This window comes from Burkholderia sp. RS01, assembly GCF_039748055.1.
In the GTDB taxonomy this organism is placed as follows: domain Bacteria; phylum Actinomycetota; class Actinomycetes; order Actinomycetales; family Micrococcaceae; genus Arthrobacter.
This window is the reverse complement of sequence record NZ_JBDLAK010000016.1, coordinates 91,675-108,905: the sequence shown is the minus strand read 5'-3', so window position 1 is coordinate 108,905 and position 17,231 is coordinate 91,675. Positions and strand designations below refer to the sequence as shown.

At 67.5% G+C, this 17,231-nt stretch carries 16 protein-coding genes and 1 tRNA gene; 10 read left to right on the top strand and 7 right to left on the bottom strand.

From position 1 onward, the window contains the following. The first annotated feature begins 127 nt into the window (after positions 1 to 127). A complete protein-coding gene (locus ABFP37_RS15515; protein ID WP_347034089.1) occupies positions 128 to 1,453 on the top strand; it encodes an MFS transporter in 1,326 nt (441 codons plus the stop codon). A 3-nt stretch (positions 1,454 to 1,456) separates the two neighbouring features. Here ABFP37_RS15515 and ABFP37_RS15510 read toward each other — a convergent pair whose 3' ends face one another. The 3 genes from ABFP37_RS15510 to ABFP37_RS15500 all read right to left on the bottom strand — a co-directional run bounded on the left by ABFP37_RS15510 (position 1,457) and on the right by ABFP37_RS15500 (position 2,960). Further along, on the bottom strand, positions 1,457 to 2,620 hold the full coding sequence (locus ABFP37_RS15510; RefSeq protein ID WP_078026929.1) for a N(5)-(carboxyethyl)ornithine synthase: 1,164 nt from the start codon (positions 2,618 to 2,620) through the stop codon (positions 1,457 to 1,459). After that, positions 2,617 to 2,763: a hypothetical protein gene (locus tag ABFP37_RS15505; RefSeq protein WP_185982369.1), complete on the bottom strand. Its 147-nt coding sequence runs from the start codon at positions 2,761 to 2,763 to the stop codon at positions 2,617 to 2,619. Before ABFP37_RS15505 ends, ABFP37_RS15510 begins: the two co-directional genes overlap by 4 nt. Positions 2,764 to 2,886: 123 nt before the next feature. Then, positions 2,887 to 2,960, bottom strand: a tRNA-Gly gene (locus ABFP37_RS15500). Between the two features lie 244 nt (positions 2,961 to 3,204). On the opposite strand from ABFP37_RS15500, the gene ABFP37_RS15495 reads away from it, so the two are divergent. Next, positions 3,205 to 3,651 (top strand): SRPBCC family protein, encoded by a 447-nt coding sequence (locus ABFP37_RS15495; RefSeq protein ID WP_078026930.1) that lies wholly within the window; start codon positions 3,205 to 3,207, stop codon positions 3,649 to 3,651. Positions 3,652 to 3,672: 21 nt separating this feature from the next. On the opposite strand, the gene ABFP37_RS15490 is transcribed toward ABFP37_RS15495, so the two are convergent. Beyond that, positions 3,673 to 5,496 (bottom strand): CAP domain-containing protein, encoded by a 1,824-nt coding sequence (locus ABFP37_RS15490; protein WP_347034088.1) that lies wholly within the window; start codon positions 5,494 to 5,496, stop codon positions 3,673 to 3,675. Between the two features lie 105 nt (positions 5,497 to 5,601). On the opposite strand from ABFP37_RS15490, the gene dcd reads away from it, so the two are divergent. Both dcd and ABFP37_RS15480 read left to right on the top strand, forming a co-directional pair. After that, entirely contained in the window at positions 5,602 to 6,177 is a 576-nt protein-coding gene (gene dcd / locus ABFP37_RS15485) for a dCTP deaminase (protein WP_078027092.1), read from the top strand. A gap of 471 nt (positions 6,178 to 6,648) precedes the next feature. Next, on the top strand, positions 6,649 to 7,281 hold the full coding sequence (locus ABFP37_RS15480) for a hypothetical protein (protein WP_347034087.1): 633 nt from the start codon (positions 6,649 to 6,651) through the stop codon (positions 7,279 to 7,281). Positions 7,282 to 7,339: 58 nt separating this feature from the next. Here ABFP37_RS15480 and ABFP37_RS15475 read toward each other — a convergent pair whose 3' ends face one another. From ABFP37_RS15475 to ABFP37_RS15465, 3 genes are all read right to left on the bottom strand, one after another. Then, positions 7,340 to 8,524, bottom strand: coding sequence for a cation:proton antiporter (locus ABFP37_RS15475; protein ID WP_078026931.1), 1,185 nt, complete (start codon positions 8,522 to 8,524; stop codon positions 7,340 to 7,342). Positions 8,525 to 8,529: 5 nt separating this feature from the next. Beyond that, a complete protein-coding gene (locus ABFP37_RS15470; RefSeq protein WP_078026932.1) occupies positions 8,530 to 9,012 on the bottom strand; it encodes a cation:proton antiporter regulatory subunit in 483 nt (160 codons plus the stop codon). A gap of 102 nt (positions 9,013 to 9,114) precedes the next feature. Further along, positions 9,115 to 10,518, bottom strand: a complete 1,404-nt coding sequence (locus ABFP37_RS15465; protein ID WP_347034086.1) for an MFS transporter — start codon at positions 10,516 to 10,518, stop codon at positions 9,115 to 9,117. 191 nt (positions 10,519 to 10,709) lie between these two features. Between ABFP37_RS15465 and ABFP37_RS15460 the strand changes: the two genes are divergently transcribed. Genes ABFP37_RS15460 through mnhG form a run of 6 tightly spaced genes read left to right on the top strand, consistent with a single transcriptional unit; the run spans position 10,710 to position 17,204 of the window. Continuing rightward, positions 10,710 to 13,778 carry a Na+/H+ antiporter subunit A gene (locus ABFP37_RS15460; protein WP_347034085.1) on the top strand — a complete coding sequence of 1,023 codons (3,069 nt, stop codon included), beginning with the start codon at positions 10,710 to 10,712 and terminating at the stop codon, positions 13,776 to 13,778. Continuing rightward, positions 13,775 to 14,383 carry a Na(+)/H(+) antiporter subunit C gene (locus ABFP37_RS15455; RefSeq protein WP_347034084.1) on the top strand — a complete coding sequence of 203 codons (609 nt, stop codon included), beginning with the start codon at positions 13,775 to 13,777 and terminating at the stop codon, positions 14,381 to 14,383. The genes ABFP37_RS15460 and ABFP37_RS15455 overlap by 4 nt, the downstream gene beginning before the upstream one ends. Continuing rightward, positions 14,380 to 15,984 (top strand): Na+/H+ antiporter subunit D, encoded by a 1,605-nt coding sequence (locus ABFP37_RS15450; protein ID WP_347034083.1) that lies wholly within the window; start codon positions 14,380 to 14,382, stop codon positions 15,982 to 15,984. The genes ABFP37_RS15455 and ABFP37_RS15450 overlap by 4 nt, the downstream gene beginning before the upstream one ends. Continuing rightward, positions 15,981 to 16,526 carry a Na+/H+ antiporter subunit E gene (locus ABFP37_RS15445; RefSeq protein WP_078026937.1) on the top strand — a complete coding sequence of 182 codons (546 nt, stop codon included), beginning with the start codon at positions 15,981 to 15,983 and terminating at the stop codon, positions 16,524 to 16,526. The genes ABFP37_RS15450 and ABFP37_RS15445 overlap by 4 nt, the downstream gene beginning before the upstream one ends. Beyond that, positions 16,523 to 16,801, top strand: a complete 279-nt coding sequence (locus ABFP37_RS15440; RefSeq protein ID WP_078026938.1) for a monovalent cation/H+ antiporter complex subunit F — start codon at positions 16,523 to 16,525, stop codon at positions 16,799 to 16,801. Before ABFP37_RS15445 ends, ABFP37_RS15440 begins: the two co-directional genes overlap by 4 nt. Beyond that, complete coding sequence (gene mnhG, locus ABFP37_RS15435) at positions 16,791 to 17,204, top strand: monovalent cation/H(+) antiporter subunit G (RefSeq protein ID WP_347034082.1); 414 nt, start codon at positions 16,791 to 16,793, stop codon at positions 17,202 to 17,204. Before ABFP37_RS15440 ends, mnhG begins: the two co-directional genes overlap by 11 nt. The last annotated feature ends 27 nt before the right edge of the window (positions 17,205 to 17,231 follow it).

Sequence of the window (17,231 nt, the reverse complement as noted above, 5' to 3'; positions counted from 1 at the left end):
AAGATGGCTGCGGGGCCGACATTACGATCCGCAATGCTAGTTATACGACCAATAGTCTTACATGATCGTTCCCCGCAGCCCTAGCGTTAGAGGCATCCCCGCCGACCCGCTCTCCTGAGGAACTCCTGTGACACCCCCACCGCCGTCAACGGCCACCGTCACCCAGCCCGTCGCCGTCGTCAGTGAACGCCTTCCGTGGCGCCACACCTTCATTTCCCTCCGAGTCCCCAACTTCCGGATCTTCGCGATTGGCCATTTCGTGGCCGTCATCGCCATCTGGATGCAGCGCATCGCCCAGGACTGGCTGGTGCTGCAGCTCTCCGGATCCGTCACCGCCGTCGGCATCACCGTGGCCCTGCAGTTCATGCCGTCGCTGGTGCTCGGCCCGTGGGGCGGGATAGTGGCGGACCGGTTCGCGAAACGCAAGATCCTGATCATCTGCCAGTCCGTCGCCGCCGTCCTGGCGGCCACCCTTGCTGTACTCGCGCTCGGCGGCGTGATCGAGGTCTGGCACGTGTACGTCATCGCGTTTGTCCTGGGACTGGTCACGGTGCTGGACCAGCCTGCGCGGCAGGTGTTCGTCCATGAGCTCGTGGGGCCGCAGTACCTGCGCAATGCCATCAGCGTGAACTCCACGACGTTCCAGCTCGGCGGACTCATCGGCCCGGCACTCGCCGGAGTGCTGCTCACCGCGGTCGGGGCCGGCTGGGCCTTCGCCGCCAACGCGGTGGCCTGCTGCTCCACGGTGTCCATGCTGCTGCTTCTGCGGAAGGACCAGCTGTTTGTCAGCGCCCCGGCGCCGAAGCGGAAGGGCATGCTGCGCGAGGGGCTGCGGTACGCGCTCAGCAAGCCCACCATCTACTGGCCGTGGCTGATGGCAGGGTTCATCGCGGTGTTCGCCATGAGCCTGCCGGTGCTGCTCGCCGCGTTTGCGGACCGCGTCTACGGCATCGGTGCCGGCGGCTACGGGATGCTGAACGCGCTCGTGGCACTGGGCGCGCTGGCCGGCGCGGTCGCCTCCACGCGGCGCCGCCAGCTGAGGCTGCGGTCGGTGGTCCTCGGCGCCGGGATGTACGGGCTCATGCTGTGCCTGTCCGCCTTGGCGCCGTCCCTGGCCTGGTTCGGCACCGCGATGGTGCTCTCAGGTTTCTGGTGCCTGATGTTCCTCACGGCGTCCAACCAGCTGGTCCAGATCAGCTCCAACATGGGGATCCGCGGCCGGGTGATGAGCCTTTACATCATGGTGCTGATCGGCGGCCAGGCGATCGGCGGACCCATGATCGGGTCCATTGCCGAGCACCTGGATCCGCACACCGCCCTGCTGGTGGCAGGCGGGGTGCCGGTGCTCGCGGCTGCGACGGTCGCCGTCGTCCTCGCCCGCAAGGGTGAGCTGAAGCTCAAGGTGGACTTCCGGGACCGCCGCCTGCTGCGTGTGGTGCAGCGGGCCGCCTAAGCCTTAGCTTTCCGGCAGCGCCTCGTGCGGGTAGTCAGCCGCCCGGTGCTGGAACTCCAGAACGTCCTTGTTGATGACAGCGCCGTCGCGGATTTCGATGGCGCGGGCAATGGTGTCGTTGTCCTCCCACGCGGCGGGACCGGACATGACGGTCTCCAGGAACGGCAGGAGAGCCTCGCTGATTTCCCAGCTGGAGGAGTTCCACAGGTACGACGGGCTGTGGTCCACCGCGTAGTAGTCGATGTGGTCGCCCACGGTGAACATCGGCTCGGCGAAGGTGGTGGTCCTGGCCCAGCTGAACCCCATGCCCTCGTCGCAGGAGACGTCCACGATCAGGCTGCCGGGCCGGAATGCGCCCAGGTCCTCCGTGCGCAGGTACGTCAGCGGATTGTTGGGGTCCTGCAGGGTGCAGTTGACCACAATGTCGCTTTCGGCCAGGAACGGGGCCAGCGGGACGCGGCCGCGTTCGGTGATGACCTGGCTGAGGAACGGCGCCTTGTCGTCGTGGTCGAACTGCGCGATCCGCACCGAGTGGATGGGGGAGCCAACCGCGGCAACCCCGCGGTTGGTCAGCACCTGCACGTCATGGATGCCGTGCGCGTTCAGGGCCGTGACCGCGCCGCGGGCCGTGGCCCCGAAACCGATGACGACGGCGCTGAGCCGCCGGCCGTAATCGCCGGTGGACCCGGTGAGGGCCAGGGCGTGGATCACCGAGCAGTAGCCTGCGAGTTCGTTGTTCTTGTGGAACACGTGCAGGCCGAAGCCGCCGTCGCTGGCCCAGTGGTTCATCGCCTCGAAGGCGATCAGTGTCAGCTTCTTGTCGATGGCCAGCTGGGTGATGGCGCGGTCCTGGACGCAGTGCGGCCAGCCCCAGAGGACCTGGCCGTCGCGCAGTTCCGCGAGGTCCTGCGGCTGCGGTTTGGGCAGCAGGACGACGTCGGCCTTCGCCACCAGTTCGTCGCGGCTGGCCAGGCTGCCCACCAGCGGGGCGAGCTGGGCGTCGGAAAAGCCGAAGCGTTCGCCGTAGCCGTGCTCCAGGATCATGCGCTGGCGCAACTCCGGGGCGATGCGCTCAAGGTGCAGGGGGTGCAGGGGCAGGCGGCGTTCATCCGGTTTTCGCGACGACGAGACAACCCCGAGGGTGAGATGGTTCGGCGAGCCGGTCACTTCTTCTTTGCCGCCACCGGCTTAGCGCTGGTCTTGTCCAGTGAGCTGGCCGGTGCTGTGGCGGCTCTCTTGTCGGCGCGCTTTTCCTTGATGGATTTGCCGGATTTTTTGGATGCTGCTTGACGGGGGGACTTGTCAGCCATGGTTGCTCCTGTAGCGGAACCGAAGAGGTTCCTGACTTCTGACCATACAGGTAGCTGCCTAATGGGCCCCGGGGAAGTGGGCGGGCCTGGCGCCGAACTTCCCGGGCGGCGGGCCGGGGAAAATGGAGCGGCTGACGGGAATCGAACCCGCGTGTCGAGCTTGGGAAGCTAGCGCTCTACCATTGAGCTACAGCCGCAGTGCCCCGGATTTCGCCGGCGCAAAACCTAGCTTAGCGCAGTTGCGTGGCAGGCCAGGTCACCGGCGGTCCGTGCCCTTCGCGCGTCCTCCGGGCAGGCCCCGCTGGCTGTCTCCCGTAACTCTTCGGTAAAGGCCCGGTCAGCTTTCCCCGCGGCTTCATGCCGCTGGCTATCCTGAGTCCAGTTAGCCGCGGAACGGGGATACGGGCTACGAGAACCGCCCGACGCTGGAAAAAGGATCCGATGGCATTTGCAGAACACGAGGTCCTCGTGCAGCGCGATGCGATGACGGTCTACATCTTCCTGCTGAACGGGCTGAACCTCGCGGCCTGGCAGCCGGGTATCCGCAGCATCAGCCTGAGTTCGGGCAGCGCGGGGAGCGCCGGCGCCCGGTATCAGGTGACACTCACGGGGCCGCGGGGCCGTCCGGTCGCGGCGGACTTTGAGATCTCACACGCACGGCCGGGGGCCGAAATCAGGTTCCAGGTGGTGGCCGGCCCCTCGTTGCCGAGCGGCGGGTTCTACCTCAGCACCGAGGGCGCCGGCACGCGCGTGCGCTTCGCCCTCGAAGCCCCGCTCAAAGGCCTCCGGGGTCTCGGCCGGCCGGCCGTCCAGCGGAGGCTGCAGGAGCGGGTCGCCCAGCTCGAGCGGCTCAAGGCCGTGCTCGAAGAGCGTCCGACGGCGGATTAGGACTCCGCGGCGGGGCCGGGGTTACTGGGCGAGCCGCTGGCCGGTCCAGATTCCTGGAACCGCGGACGGCGGGCTCAGGATGCCGCCGCTGAGGCCAAGGTACTGAACGGAACTGCCGGTCCTCTGCAGGGCCAGTCCGGCGGAATAGGCGCCCGTGACGTCCGCCAGGGAGCGGATGGCGGTCACATCGCCCCAGCCGCTGGCCACCGCGGCCCTGGCCTCGACCGTGGGCCACGGTGTGCCGGATCCCCGGTACAGGAGAACGTTCCCGTCGCCCTGGCGGGCCAGCAGATCCTGGAAACCGTCGCCGTCGAAATCCACCATCGCCAGGCGCGTCGCCGAGACGCCGGACGCGATCAGCGTGCGCTGAACCAGGTCGCCGCTGCCCCGGTTTGGATACAGCCAGAGGTTTGCCGCGGAGTCCAGGGCCAGGAGCTGGGGAAGCCGGTTGGCCGAGCACCACCCGCCGACTGCCAGCGTCAGTCCCGCCCAGCCGGACTGGCCGAGCGTAACCGGTGCCAGGAAACCGCCTGCCAGCGAGCCCGAATGCAGCGTCAGGCGGCCGTCCGCCCACTGCGCCAGCACATCGAAGATGCCGTCGCGCTCCCAGTCCGTGACATAAACGGCCTGGGCGGCGGCAAATCCCGAACCGGCGACTTCCGCCGGACCAAACAGCCCGTTCCCGAGCGACGGCCGGTTGATCAACTGGCCCGCAGCGTCCACGGACAGCAGGTCGCCGGCACTCCTGATGGCCGCCGTGGCCAGGTCAAGGGTCGGCGGCATGTGCTTGACCAGGGGTTCGCAGACGTCGGCTGGCTGGACCGGGACCGTGGTGGTGCCGCCCGGGCCGGCGGTGGTCCCGGACGGAAGGGCGCTGTAGCCGAAGAAGTCCACCACGCCCCACATGGTGTAGCGGCCCGGGGTGGTCTGCCAGTTGCCGTCGGTAAAGGAGATGCCGATGCCCACCACGTTGAACCGCGGATCCGTGAGGATGGCGTTGTGGGCGGGGGAGCCTTTCCACCACTCGACCAGTTGCGCGGCGTCCCGGTCCCAGCGGACGGCGATGGCCTCACCCGCGCCGTTGTTCGGACTGAGCGCCCGTGCATCGGTCCAGAAGCTGGACCGGTGCTCGATGACCTCGCGGGAGGCGATGCTGTCCGACCATTCCTGCGCCATGCCCGCGACAGTGGCGTGGTACTTCACGGCGGGGAGGCCCAGGGATGCCCGGTACGTGTTGATCGCGTTGAAGACGGCAGCGACCTGGGCCGCGTTGCTTTCCGGCACCAGCGCCTCTAGAGCCAGCGTCCGCGGTGCCGATCCGGTGGGCCCCGGCTGGGCTGGTTCCGGCTGGGCTGCCGTCGGCGGGGAGGGAAGGGCGCCCTCTGGTGCTGACAGCGGCGGGATGGATGCCGGTTCAGGCATACCGGCGGCGCCCGCGCCTGCTGCATCGACCGCGCCTGCCGCGTCGACCGCCGGCGTCTCTGTGCTGGCCGGTGGGGAGGACGGTGCTGGCTGCGTTGCCGCGGAAGGTGATGCTGCCGTTGCGGACAGGACCGAGGACGAGCGCGCGGCCGGGGAGCCGGCGGGGTCGGCCCCCGAGCCGGCCGTGTTGGCCGTATCGGCCAGCGGCCTCCCCGGTGAGGGAGCTGAGGCGGGCGGCTGCCCCGGTGAGGGAGAAGCGGCGGCCGCTCCGCCGTCGTCGGACATGGCCGGGGAAGGTCCGGAGGTGAGTGACGCCGCCGGCGCTCCGGCTGATGCAGGTGCCGGATGCCCTCCCGCTGCCGGAGCAGCCAGTGCGAGGGCGCACATGATCGCCACGACGGCGTGGGCCGCAATCTTCTTCAAAATATCCCCAGCTCTATTTTGGCCGTGTGACGTGAGACCGTCGGCCGGATTGTTCTGGCAACACTAATGGGAGGCGGGGGCGCCAGCAATGCTATTTTGGAAGGCGTGCTGATCTCTGACCGCGACATTCGTGCCGAAATTGATTCCGAACGGATCGTCCTGGACCCTTACGACTCCGCGATGGTGCAGCCGTCCTCGGTGGACGTCCGGATTGACCGGTTTTTCCGGCTGTTCGACAACCACAAGTACGCGCACATCGACCCCGCGGAAGACCAGCCCGATCTGACCCGCCTGGTGGAAGTGGACGAGGGCGAACCGTTCATCCTGCACCCCGGCGAGTTCGTGCTCGGCTCGACGTATGAGACCGTGACGCTGCCGGACGACATCGCCGCCCGGCTCGAGGGCAAGTCCTCGCTCGGCCGGCTGGGCCTGCTGACGCACTCCACTGCCGGCTTCATCGACCCCGGGTTCTCCGGCCACGTCACGCTGGAGCTGTCCAACATGGCCACGCTGCCCATCAAGCTGTGGCCCGGCATGAAAATCGGCCAGCTCTGCTTCTTCCGGCTGACCTCCGCCGCGGAACACCCCTACGGTTCCGGCGAATACGGCAACCGCTACCAGGGCCAGCGCGGACCCACGGCGAGCCGCAGCCACCTGAACTTCCACCGCACGGACATCTAGCTCCGCTTCTGGCTTTCTTGTGGCCGAGGCGTGAGATCTCGGCACTTAGGCTCCGTGTAAGTCCCGAGACCTCACGCATCGATGAGGCGCCGGCCCGGGGCACTCCTCCTCCCCACTGTGGATAACCGGAACGAGACTGTCTGAGTGTGCCCAGAATGGGCCATGAGGAAGCCGCGACCCTTGCCCGACGAGCTCGCGGGCAGGTCCTTCACATTGGCAGAGCAGCTTGCTGCCGGCGTGGCGCCGCACCGCGCATGGAGCAGCGATATCCGTGTGGCGAGCCGCGGCGTGCGCGTACCGTGGGCGGCAGAACAGAGCCTCCTGCACACCTGCCGCCTACTCACGGGAATCTGTCCGTCAACCGCTTGCTGCCTCGGCACAGCGGGCTTGCTCCTCCGATGCCCGCTGCCATGGAACATCCAGAATGACCTTCGCGTGCATCTGGCCCGGGTGGATGGCGGAACGCGGCCTGTGCGGAAGGGAGTAGCCGGTCACCGCCTGGAGCTGCGGGCCGAGGACGTCACAAAGCTCGACGGCGTTCCCCTCACCAGTCCGGCGAGGACCTGGCTCGACCTGGCTTCGGTCCTGGACATAGAGGACCTCGTGGCCGCTGCGGACTTCTTCATCTGCAGCCAATCCCGGAGTTTCGGTCGAAACCGTCTGGCTCTCTGTTCGTTGGCTGATCTCCGAAGCCAGGTGGAAGGCAACCGTGGTGCCCGGGGCATCCGGAAGGCAAAGACCGCGCTTGAGCTGGCACGCGCCGGGGCAGACTCCGCGCCGGAGACGAAACTCCGCTTGGCCATCGGCAGGCTTGGACTTCCTGAACCTGCCCTGGGCTACGTGATCACGGATTCCACGGACTGGGAGCTTGCCTGGCCGGACTTGGCTTTCCCGGAGTTCAAGGTCGCGGTGAACTACGATGGCCGGCACCACCTGGAACCTCGCCAGCGGGACCTGGATATCCGGCGGGACGAGTCGATAGCCGCGATCGGCTGGACGTCGGTGACGGTGACCGCGGCCCACGTGAAGGCGTGGGGCTTTGACGGCAGCGCGCACCGGGTCCTGGACGCCCTGGTCCGCAGGGGTTGGTGCATCGAGAGGTGAGATCTCGGCACTTAGGCTCTGTGTAAGTCGCGGGACCTCACGCATCGATGAGCGGGGCTTAGGCCGGGACCGGCTCCGGACGCGCGCGCCGCGTGAACTTCTTGACCACAGGCTCGATGTAGCGGGCGGCCAGCGGACCGAGGATCGCCATGAGCAGGACGTACGCCGTGGCAAGGGCCGCCAACTCCGCCTCAACCACCCCCGAGGTCACCGCCAGGCCTGCGATGACGATCGAAAATTCGCCGCGTGCAATCAGTGCCGCACCGGCACGGAACCGGCCGGGCCGTGCAATCCCGACCCGTTTGGCCGCCCAGACTCCAGTGATGATCTTCGTCGCGGCGGTGATGACGGCCAGGACCAGCGCCCAGCCGAGCACCGGCGGAATGGACGCGGGATCGGTGTTGAGACCGAAGGCCACGAAGAAGATGGCCGCGAACAGGTCGCGCAATGGCTCAAGGATCTGGGTCGCGCTGTGCGCCGTGGCTCCGGAAATCGCAATGCCGAGCATGAACGCACCCACCGCTGCCGAGACCTGCAGGGCCGCGGCCACGCCGGCTACCAGGAGCGCGGCGCCCAGCAGGTTGAGCAGGAAAACCTCGGAATTTTCGCTGTGCACGGCCTTCGACACACGGTGCCCGTGCCGCAGCGCAACCAGCAGCACCACCGTGACGACGGCCAGTGAAATGCCCACGGTCTGCAGGCCGCCCAGGAAACTGACGCCGGCAAGGGTGGCGGTGAGGATGGGCAGGTAAACCGCCATGGCCAGGTCCTCGAACACCAGGATCGAGAGGATCACGGGAGTTTCCCTGTTGCCGATACGGCCAAGGTCGGTGATGACCTTGGCCGCAATGCCGGACGATGAAATATACGTGACCCCGCCCATCACCATGGCCCCCACCAGGCCCCAGCCGAGCAGCACGGCAAGGCCCGCGCCCGGGAGGAAGTTCAGGACCAGGTCCAGGACGCCGGCCTGCCACGACCTCCGCAGTCCGGTCACGAGCTCAGTGGCCGTATATTCCAAACCGAGCATAAGTAGGAGCAGGATGACGCCGATTTCGCCGGACAGATGGGCGAACTCCTTCATGCCGCTGAGTTCCACAAAGCCGCCGGCCCCGAAGCACAGGCCGCCCACCAGATATAGGGGGATGGGGGACATTCCGATCCGGCCGGCCAGCCTGGCCAGCAGGCCGAGGCAGAACACGACCGCCCCCAGTTCGATGAGAGTCAGGGCCAGGCGGTCCATGACGCTCAGCCGTTGCGCAGGATATCGGCCGCTGAATCAAGGCCTTCTTGCGTGCCGACTGCGACGAGGAGATCGCCGGAGTGAAGGACGACGTCGGGCCCGGGCGAGGGGACCACCTCACCCTCCCGCATGATCGCCACAATCGAAACGCCGCACCGGGTGCGGATGCATGCCTTGCCCATGGGCTGGTTCTGGAAGGGCGAATCCGGGGCGATGGAGAACTGCCGGGTGACGATGCCCGGGACTTCCCGGTGCGCCTCGGTGAGCTTCATGGCCAGGTGCTGGCCGCCCAGCAGGTTGCCCAGCGTGGCGGCTTCATCGCCGGTTAGCGGAATCGAGGCCTGGCAGGTGTCGGGATCGTCCCAGGTGGAAATGAACAATTCTGTCTGGCCTTCGCGGAGTTCCACCACTCCGATCCTCCGGCCGGAGGCTGTCATGAAATCTTTGCGCCTGCCGAGGCCCGGGAGATCCGTCTCTTCCACGTTCATAGCATCAGCCTAGTCCGCTAACGGACATTTACGGCCCGATTCGCGCCGGAAACGGAGGCTTAAGTGTCCGTTCGCGCCCGGCGTTGGCGCCGGGACTTCGCGCTAGGACTGGGGGACGACGGCGATCTCGGTTTCGCTGGGCGCCTTCACCGGGAGGAGGACCAGGAACCCGGCAAGGATCACCACCATGATGCCCAGGATGCCCCAGCGCTGGGCCTTCCCTTCGGCCACCAGGGGAGTGGCCACGGCGATGCAGAGCGTGAACAGTGTGGGCGCCAGGAAGCTGACGGCCCGGCCCGTCGTCGCGTACAGGCCAAAAAGTTCGCCGGATTCGCCCTGTGGGGCCAGCCGGGCCAGGTAGGCGCGGGAGGACGCCTGGGCCGGGCCCACGAACAGGCAGAGGAAGAGCCCGAACACCCAGAACGTGGTGCTGCCTGCCCACTCCATCCCGAAGAAGACGTAATCGCCGTTGCCCAGCACCAGGATCACGCTGCCCGCGACCAGCAGCCCCGTCAGCGATCCAAGGATCACCGCTTTCGGGCCGACCCTGTCGTCCAGGAAGCCGCCGATGATGGCGCCCACGGCCGCCACGACATTGCCGAAGATGGCGAAGAAGATGACCTGCGACAGCTCGAAGCCGAAGGTTCCCGCCGCGATGATCCCGCCGAACGTGAACACGGCGGCCAGCCCGTCGCGGAAGATGGCGCTGGCGAGCAGGAAGAAGATGGTGTGCGGGCTGGTCCGGTAGATCGCCTTGATCCGCCGGCCCAGCAGCCCGTAGGAGGCCAGGAACCCGAGGCGGGCACCGCGCTGGGGCTTGGGCAGCTCCGGGACCGCGAAGAGCACGGGCAGCGCGAAGATGAAGAACCACAGGGCAGAGAACACCGCCACGAGCCGGATGTTGAGGCTGTCCTGGGTTGAGGCGCCAAACCATTCAAAACGGGGCTGGACGAAGAGCTGGAGGACAATCAGCAGGGCCACGATGCCGCCCAGGTAGCCCATGCCCCAGCCGAAGCCGCTGATTTTGCCGATGTTCCGCGGCGTGGAAATTTGCGCCAGCATCGCGTTGTAGTTGACGCCCGCGAACTCGAAGAACACGTTGGCCAGGGCGATCAGTGAAACCCCCAGGAGGAGGAACTCCGGCCGGGGAAACACGAAAAAGCACAGGGCGGTCAGGAGGGCGACGGCGGCCGTGTTGACTCCCAGCCACAGCTTGCGCCGTCCGCCGGTATCCGAGCGCTGGCCGGTGACGGGTGCGAGCAGGGCGATCGCCGCCCCTGCGACGGCCAGCGCCCCGCCAAGCACCGCCGAGGCCTGGTCCTCGCCGCCGAAGGCCTTGGAGGTCAGGTACACGGTGAAGACGAACGTGGTCATGACCGCGTTGAACGCGGCGGACCCCCAGTCCCACGCCGCCCAGGCAAGGATGCGTCCCTTGCTGGATGCCTGGTTCCCGGCTTCGAGTTCCGAGGACGGCTGCGTGGCTTCGGGCGCGGCGGCGGAGTTCATACGGCGATGCTATCCGCCCGCGGCGAACACGGGACGGAAACTCTCCCGTGGGCTGGCGAAACATGGGCTAACTTCGCGCCCCGGCGGGAAAACTGTCCGTGCCCCCTTGATAAACTGTCCGGACCGAACCCAACGAATGACCGCCTGCTCCAACCTTTGACAATCGAATTTCTGACTTTGCGGAGATACCAGTGATCACAGTCCTTGCCGTGCACTTTGCAGTGGCTGCTGCGGCGCCGTTCATCTTCCGGAAATTCCGCCGGAGTTCGTTTTACGCCCTGGCCGCCGTGCCTGCCGGTTCCTTCGTGTGGCTGCTCCTTCAGTACGGCGCCGTCTACGGGCCCGCCGCGGAGTCCGCCGGAGCAGGCGCGGGCCAATCTGCCGAAACCATCCCCTGGATTCCCGGCCTCGGCATCGAGTTCGCGTTCCGCATGGATGCCCTCGCGTGGGTCATGTCCCTCCTGCTGCTCGGTGTGGGCGCGCTGGTGCTGGTCTACTGCGCCGGCTATTTCAAGAACAAGGACAGCTACCTGGGCGGGTTCGGTGCCCAGCTCCTGGCTTTCGCCGGGGCCATGTTCGGGCTGGTCACCGCGGATGACCTGCTGATGCTCTTCATCTTCTGGGAACTCACCACCGTCCTGTCCTACCTCCTGATCGGGTACGCACGCACGCGGTTGGCGGCCCGCCGGTCCGCCCTGCAGGCGCTCATGGTCACCACTGCCGGCGGCCTGGCGATGCTCGTCGGGCTGATCATGCTTGGCACCAGCGCGGGGACCTACCGGATTTCGGCCATCCTGGCGCGGGCGCCGGAGCTCGTGACCGGGGAGGCAGCAGGCGCCGTGGGCGCCGCCGTCGTTCTGATCCTGATCGGTGCGGTCACCAAGTCCGCGCTGGTTCCCTTCCACTTCTGGCTCCCGGGAGCCATGGCGGCACCCACCCCCGTCAGCGCCTACCTGCACGCGGCCGCCATGGTGAAAGCCGGCGTCTACATCGTGGCCCGCCTGGCCCCGGGGTTCACCGACACCGCGTTCTGGCTGCCCATGGTCCTGGGGCTAGGGCTGGCCACCATGCTGGTGGGCGGCTACCGGGCCCTGCGCCAGACGGACATCAAGCTGATCCTGGCCTACGGCACCGTCAGCCAGCTCGGCTTCCTCACCATGGTCGTCGGGCTCGGAAAACCCGACGCGGCGCTCGCCGGCCTCGCCATGCTGCTCGCCCACGGACTCTTCAAGGCCACGTTGTTCCTGGTGGTCGGAATCATCGACCACCAGGCCGGCACCCGCGACATCCGCGAGCTCTCCGGCGTCTTCCGGTCCTCCCGCGCCCTCGCCGTGGTGGCCGGGGTCGGCGCCGCGTCCATGGCCGGCGTGCCGCTGCTGGGCGGTTTCGTGGCCAAGGAGTCCGTGCTCGAAGCGTTCGTCCACTTCGCCGGCGATCCGGACTACGGGCCCTGGGGCGCGGTGGTGCTCGCAGGTGTGGTGGCCGGTTCGGTGCTCACGTTTGCCTACAGCGCGCGGTTCATGTGGGGCGCCTTCGCCGTGAAACCCGGAGTGGACCGCACGCCGTTCACACCCATCAGGCCGTCCTTCCTGGCGGCGCCGGCCATCCTGAGCGTCCTGACCGTCGCCTACGGTCTCTGGCCAGCTCCGGTGGACGGCTGGATCCAGCCGTATGCGGCGCTGTTCGCCGGGGGAGCGTCCGACGCCGGCACTGCGGCAGCCGCCGCGGGCCACCTGTCGCTGTGGCACGGATTCACCCCCGCGCTGGGGCTGACGGCGGTGACGTTCGCGCTCGGCGCGGCCATGTTCTACGGTCGCGTGCTCGTTGACCGCGCACAGAGCGCCGTCCCGGCATGGGTCGACGCCGACCGCGGCTACCAACTGACCATCGGCGCCCTGGACGACGTCGCCGTCTGGATCACCGGACGCACGCAGCGCGGTTCGCTGTACTTCTACCTCGCCGTGATCCTGAGCGTCGCCTTCGTGCTCCCGCTGACCGCCCTGATCGCGGCGAACAAGCCGCTGCCGGAGGGCCTGTACTTCGTGGATCCCAACTCCCCGCTGCAGCTGGTGGCGGGAGCGGGGATCGTGATCGGGGCGCTGGCCGCCGTCCGGGCCAACAAGCGGTTCCTCGCGGTGCTCATGGTCTCGGTGACCGGGTACGGCATCGCCCTGATGTTCGCGCTCCAGGGTGCGCCTGACCTCGCGTTGACGCAGATGCTCGTGGAAACGATCATCCTCGTTGCGTTCGTGCTCGCCATGCGCAGCCTTCCCGCCGAACTGCGGGACCGCACCGGTGGCAAGTACAGGGTGGTCCGCGTGATCATCGGGCTGGCCTTCGGCGTCACCATGATCTTCGTCGCCATCCACGCCATGGGCGCCCGCATCGCCACTCCGGTGTCCCTGGAGTTCCCGAAACTCGCCTATGAGGGCGGCGGCGGGCTGAACGTCGTCAACGTCACCCTCGTCGACATCCGGGTGTGGGACACGTTCGGCGAAATTTCCGTGCTGGCGCTGGCCGCCACGGGCGTCGCCAGCCTGATCTTCGTCAGGGGCCGCGGTGACCGGATCCGCACGTCGTCGACCGTTGCCGAGGGCACCGTTGGCCGCCGGACCGGCGTCGACAAGTCTTCCCGGGACGGCGCGGCACTGGCCCTGAGCCGGAAATTTGCCGACTCGACGCGGGACGCCTGGCTGGTTGCCGGCCGCACGCTCGCGCCGGAGCGGCGCTCCATCATCTTCGAGGTGGTCACCCGGCTGATCTTCCATTCGATGATCATCTTTTCCCTGTACCTGCTCTTGGCGGGCCACAACCTTCCAGGCGGCGGCTTCGCCGGCGGGCTCATGGCGGGCCTGGCGCTGACGCTCCGGTACCTGGCCGGCGGCCGCTTTGAGCTGCGGGAGGCCACGCCCATCAGCGCGGGAACACTGCTGGGAATCGGACTGGCGACGGCGGCGGCCTCCGGCGTTGCTCCCGTCCTCCTGGGCGGCGAGGTCTTCCAGAGCGCCATCCTCCAGTTCTGGCTGCCGGTCTTCGGCGACATCAAGTTCGTCACGTCCACCATTTTCGACATCGGCGTCTACATCGTGGTGATCGGGCTGGTGCTCGATGTGCTGCGGAGCCTGGGCGCGGAGATCGACGAACACTTTGAGGAACAGCCGGACCAGCCCGGCCGGGACGGGGAACCGGCAGACCAGCCGCCCGATGAGCGGGAGCCCGGCGGCATCCCGGCCGAAACCACGGCAAGGGGCAAGGCATGAGCGTCAACCTGACCCTGCTGACGGTCATGGGCGCGCTCTACGCCTGCGGCATTTACCTCATTTTGGAACGCAGCCTGACGCGTGTGCTTCTGGGCCTGATGCTGCTGGTCAACGCCACCAACCTGCTGATCCTGGCTACCGGCGGCTACGCGGGCCTGGCTCCGTTCTTCAGCAAGGACACGGACCCGCGCGCCTACAACGATCCCCTGCCCCAGGCCCTGATCCTGACGTCGATCGTGATTTCCTTCGCCGTGACCGCCTTCATGCTCGGCATCATCTACCGGACCTGGGTGCTGGCCCGCCAGGATGAGATCCAGGACGACGTCGAGGACCGCCGCGTGGCGGAAACACCGAGTTTCGACGCGGAGGACGACGCCGTCATCCCCGTGGAGACCTCGGAGTTTCCGCTCACCATGCTCGGCTCCGACGGAACCGGCGTGACAGATTCGTCCGCCGGCGACGCGGCGGACGGCGACTCCGCAGGCAGCGCCTCGTCGGCCACCGTCAAGGCCGGCGCGAAGACGATTCCCGCAGAGGACGCCGCCCTCGAGGAAAAACCCGGCTCCGCCAACGTCCACCCCGGCCCCGAAGGAGGTGTGAAGTGAACATCGCAAGCTTTGCCCCGCTCGCCGTCGTACTTCCCATCCTGGGCGCCGCGCTGACGTTCCTGCTGATCCGGCATTCCCACGCCCAGCGCACCGTCAGTATCGCCCTTTTGTCGCTCACGCTCCTGCTGGAATGCTGGCTGCTGGCGTCTGTCTGGGGCGGCGGCACCGAGGCGGTCAACATCGGCGGCTGGCTGCCGCCCTGGGGAATCGTCCTGGTGGTGGACCAGTTCTCCTCGCTGATGCTCGTGGTCTCCTCCGCGGTGAGCCTTGCGGTCCTGGTGTATGCCACCGGCCAGGGCATGGCCGACGGCGACCAGGACGCCCCCGTCTCAATCTTCCACCCCACGTACCTCATCCTGGTGGCGGGCGTCTCCAACGCCTTCCTCTCCGGGGACCTGTTCAATCTTTACGTCGGTTTCGAGATCCTGCTGACGGCAAGTTACGTCCTGATGACACTGGGTGGCACGGGCCCGCGCATCCGGGCCGGCGTCACGTACGTGGTGGTCTCCGTGGTCTCCTCCGTGCTGTTCCTCATCGCCATCGCGATGATCTACGGCGCCACCGGCACCATCAACATGGCCGATCTGGCCATCAAGCTCGGGGAGCTCGACCAAGGCACCAAGACCCTCCTGCACGTCATGCTGCTCGTCGCCTTCGGGATCAAGGCGGCCGTCTTCCCGCTGTCCTTCTGGCTGCCCGACTCGTATCCCACGGCTCCCGCGCCCGTGACCGCCGTGTTCGCCGGCCTGCTGACCAAGGTGGGCGTGTATGCCATGGTGCGCACCGAAACCCTCCTCTTCCCCGGGGACAGCCTCAATTCGCCGCTGATGGTGGCCGCGCTGCTCACCATGGTGGTGGGAATCCTTGGCGCCCTCGCCCAGAGCGACATCAAGCGTCTGCTCTCGTTCACGCTGGTCAGCCATATCGGCTACATGGTGTTCGGCCTCGCGCTGTCCTCCGTGGCCGGGCTCGGTGCGGCCGTGTACTACGTGGCGCACCACATCACCATCCAGACCAGCCTCTTCCTGGTCACCGGCCTGATTGAACGGCGCGGCGGAAGCTCCTCCGTGGACCGGCTGGCCGGGCTGGCCAAGCTGTCCCCGCTCCTGGGCCTCCTGTTCTTCGTGCCCGCCATGAACCTGGCAGGCATTCCGCCGTTCTCAGGATTCCTGGGCAAACTCGGGCTGATGCAGGCAGGCATCGGGCTGGGCACCCCACTGGCCTACGCACTGGTCATCGGAGGGACGCTGACCAGCCTTCTGACCCTGCTGGCGGTTGCCCGCGTCTGGAACCGTGCGTTCTGGCGGAAACCCGAGGACGCCGAGCACCCGGATCCCGTGCTGCTCGCCGAGGCCAAGGACTCAGCGACCGGCGATCGCGCGGGCAGGTCCAACGTGACGCTGCTGCCCAGGACCATGGTGGGCTCCACGCTCGGGCTCGTGGTGCTGGGCGTGGCGCTGACCGTTTTCGCAGGCCCGCTGTTTGACCTGGCAAACCAGTCCGCGGCGGTCATGCTGGACAGGTCAGCCTACATCCAGTCGGTGCTAGGCGAGAACGCGCCTGTTCCGGGATTTGCCCTGGGCGGCGGTGGGAAATGAGCCGGCAGCGAATCTCCCTGCGGCAGGAACTGCCGCTGCTCGTGTGGCTCGTGATCGTCTGGGGCGCCCTCTGGCAGGACTTCAGCCCGGGCAACCTGCTGTTCGGAGCCCTGCTGGCCGCCGCAGTTGCGCGCCTCTTCTACCTGCCGCCCGTGGAGCTGAGCGGCCGGTTCAACGTTCTCCGGGCGGTTCCGTTCGCCGTCATGTTCCTTGGCAGGGTGGTGGCCGCCAGTTTCCAGGTCTTCTACCTGGCCGTGGCCAAGGGGCCCAAGGTGACCAACGCCGTCGTCGCCGTGCCGTTGCGGAGCCATTCCGACCTCATGGTGACCGCCACCGGCCACGTCATCTCCCTGATCCCCGGATCACTGGTGGTGGAAGTCGACAGGTCCACGTCCACGCTGTACATCCACGGGCTGAACGTCCGGAACGCCGACGACGTGCAGAAGCTCCGCAAGGAGGTCCGGGACACCGAGGCAGGGCTCATCCGGGTCATGGGATCCAAAGAAGAACTTGCCGCCCTGAACCAGGAGGTTGGCGCATGATGGAGCTGGTCCTGACCGTCACGGCAGTGGTCCTGTCCCTCGCCGCGGCAGGCGCAATCGTGCGCATCGCCCGCGGCCCCTCCCTGCTGGACCGGGTGCTGGCGGCCGACGTGCTGCTGGCCATTCTCGGAGCGGCGCTGTGCATCGACATGGCCGTGAACAGGCACCTCAACAACCTGATGCTGCTCGTGGCCGTGTCCATCATCGGCTTCATCGGTTCGGTCACGGTGGCCCGGTTCGTGGCCGACCGGCGGGAGCAGACCAATGAATCCTGAGGCCACCACCGTGGACACTGTGATCGACGCGGTTTCGGCCGTCTTCATGATCGTGGGGGCAGTGATGTCCCTGGCCGCAGCCATTGGCCTGCTGCGCTTCCCCGACCTCATGAGCCGCATGCACTCGGCCACCAAGCCGCAGGTGCTGGGGCTGTTCCTGCTGCTGGCCGCGGTGGGGCTGCAGCTGCGCACCTGGTGGGTGTGGCCGGTGCTGCTGGTGGCGTGGATCTTCCAGCTGCTGACGGTGCCGGTTTCCGCCCACATGGTGGGCCGGGCCGGCTACCGCACCAAGCACCTCCACAGGGAGCTGCTCAGCAGCGATGAGCTGGAAGCCGTGGTGCTGAAGGCCGCCCAGGCGGCCAAGGACGCGAAGCGCGACGGCGGGAACCGCACCGCCGATTGAGCGCGGCCCGCGGGTTCCGGCAGGTTC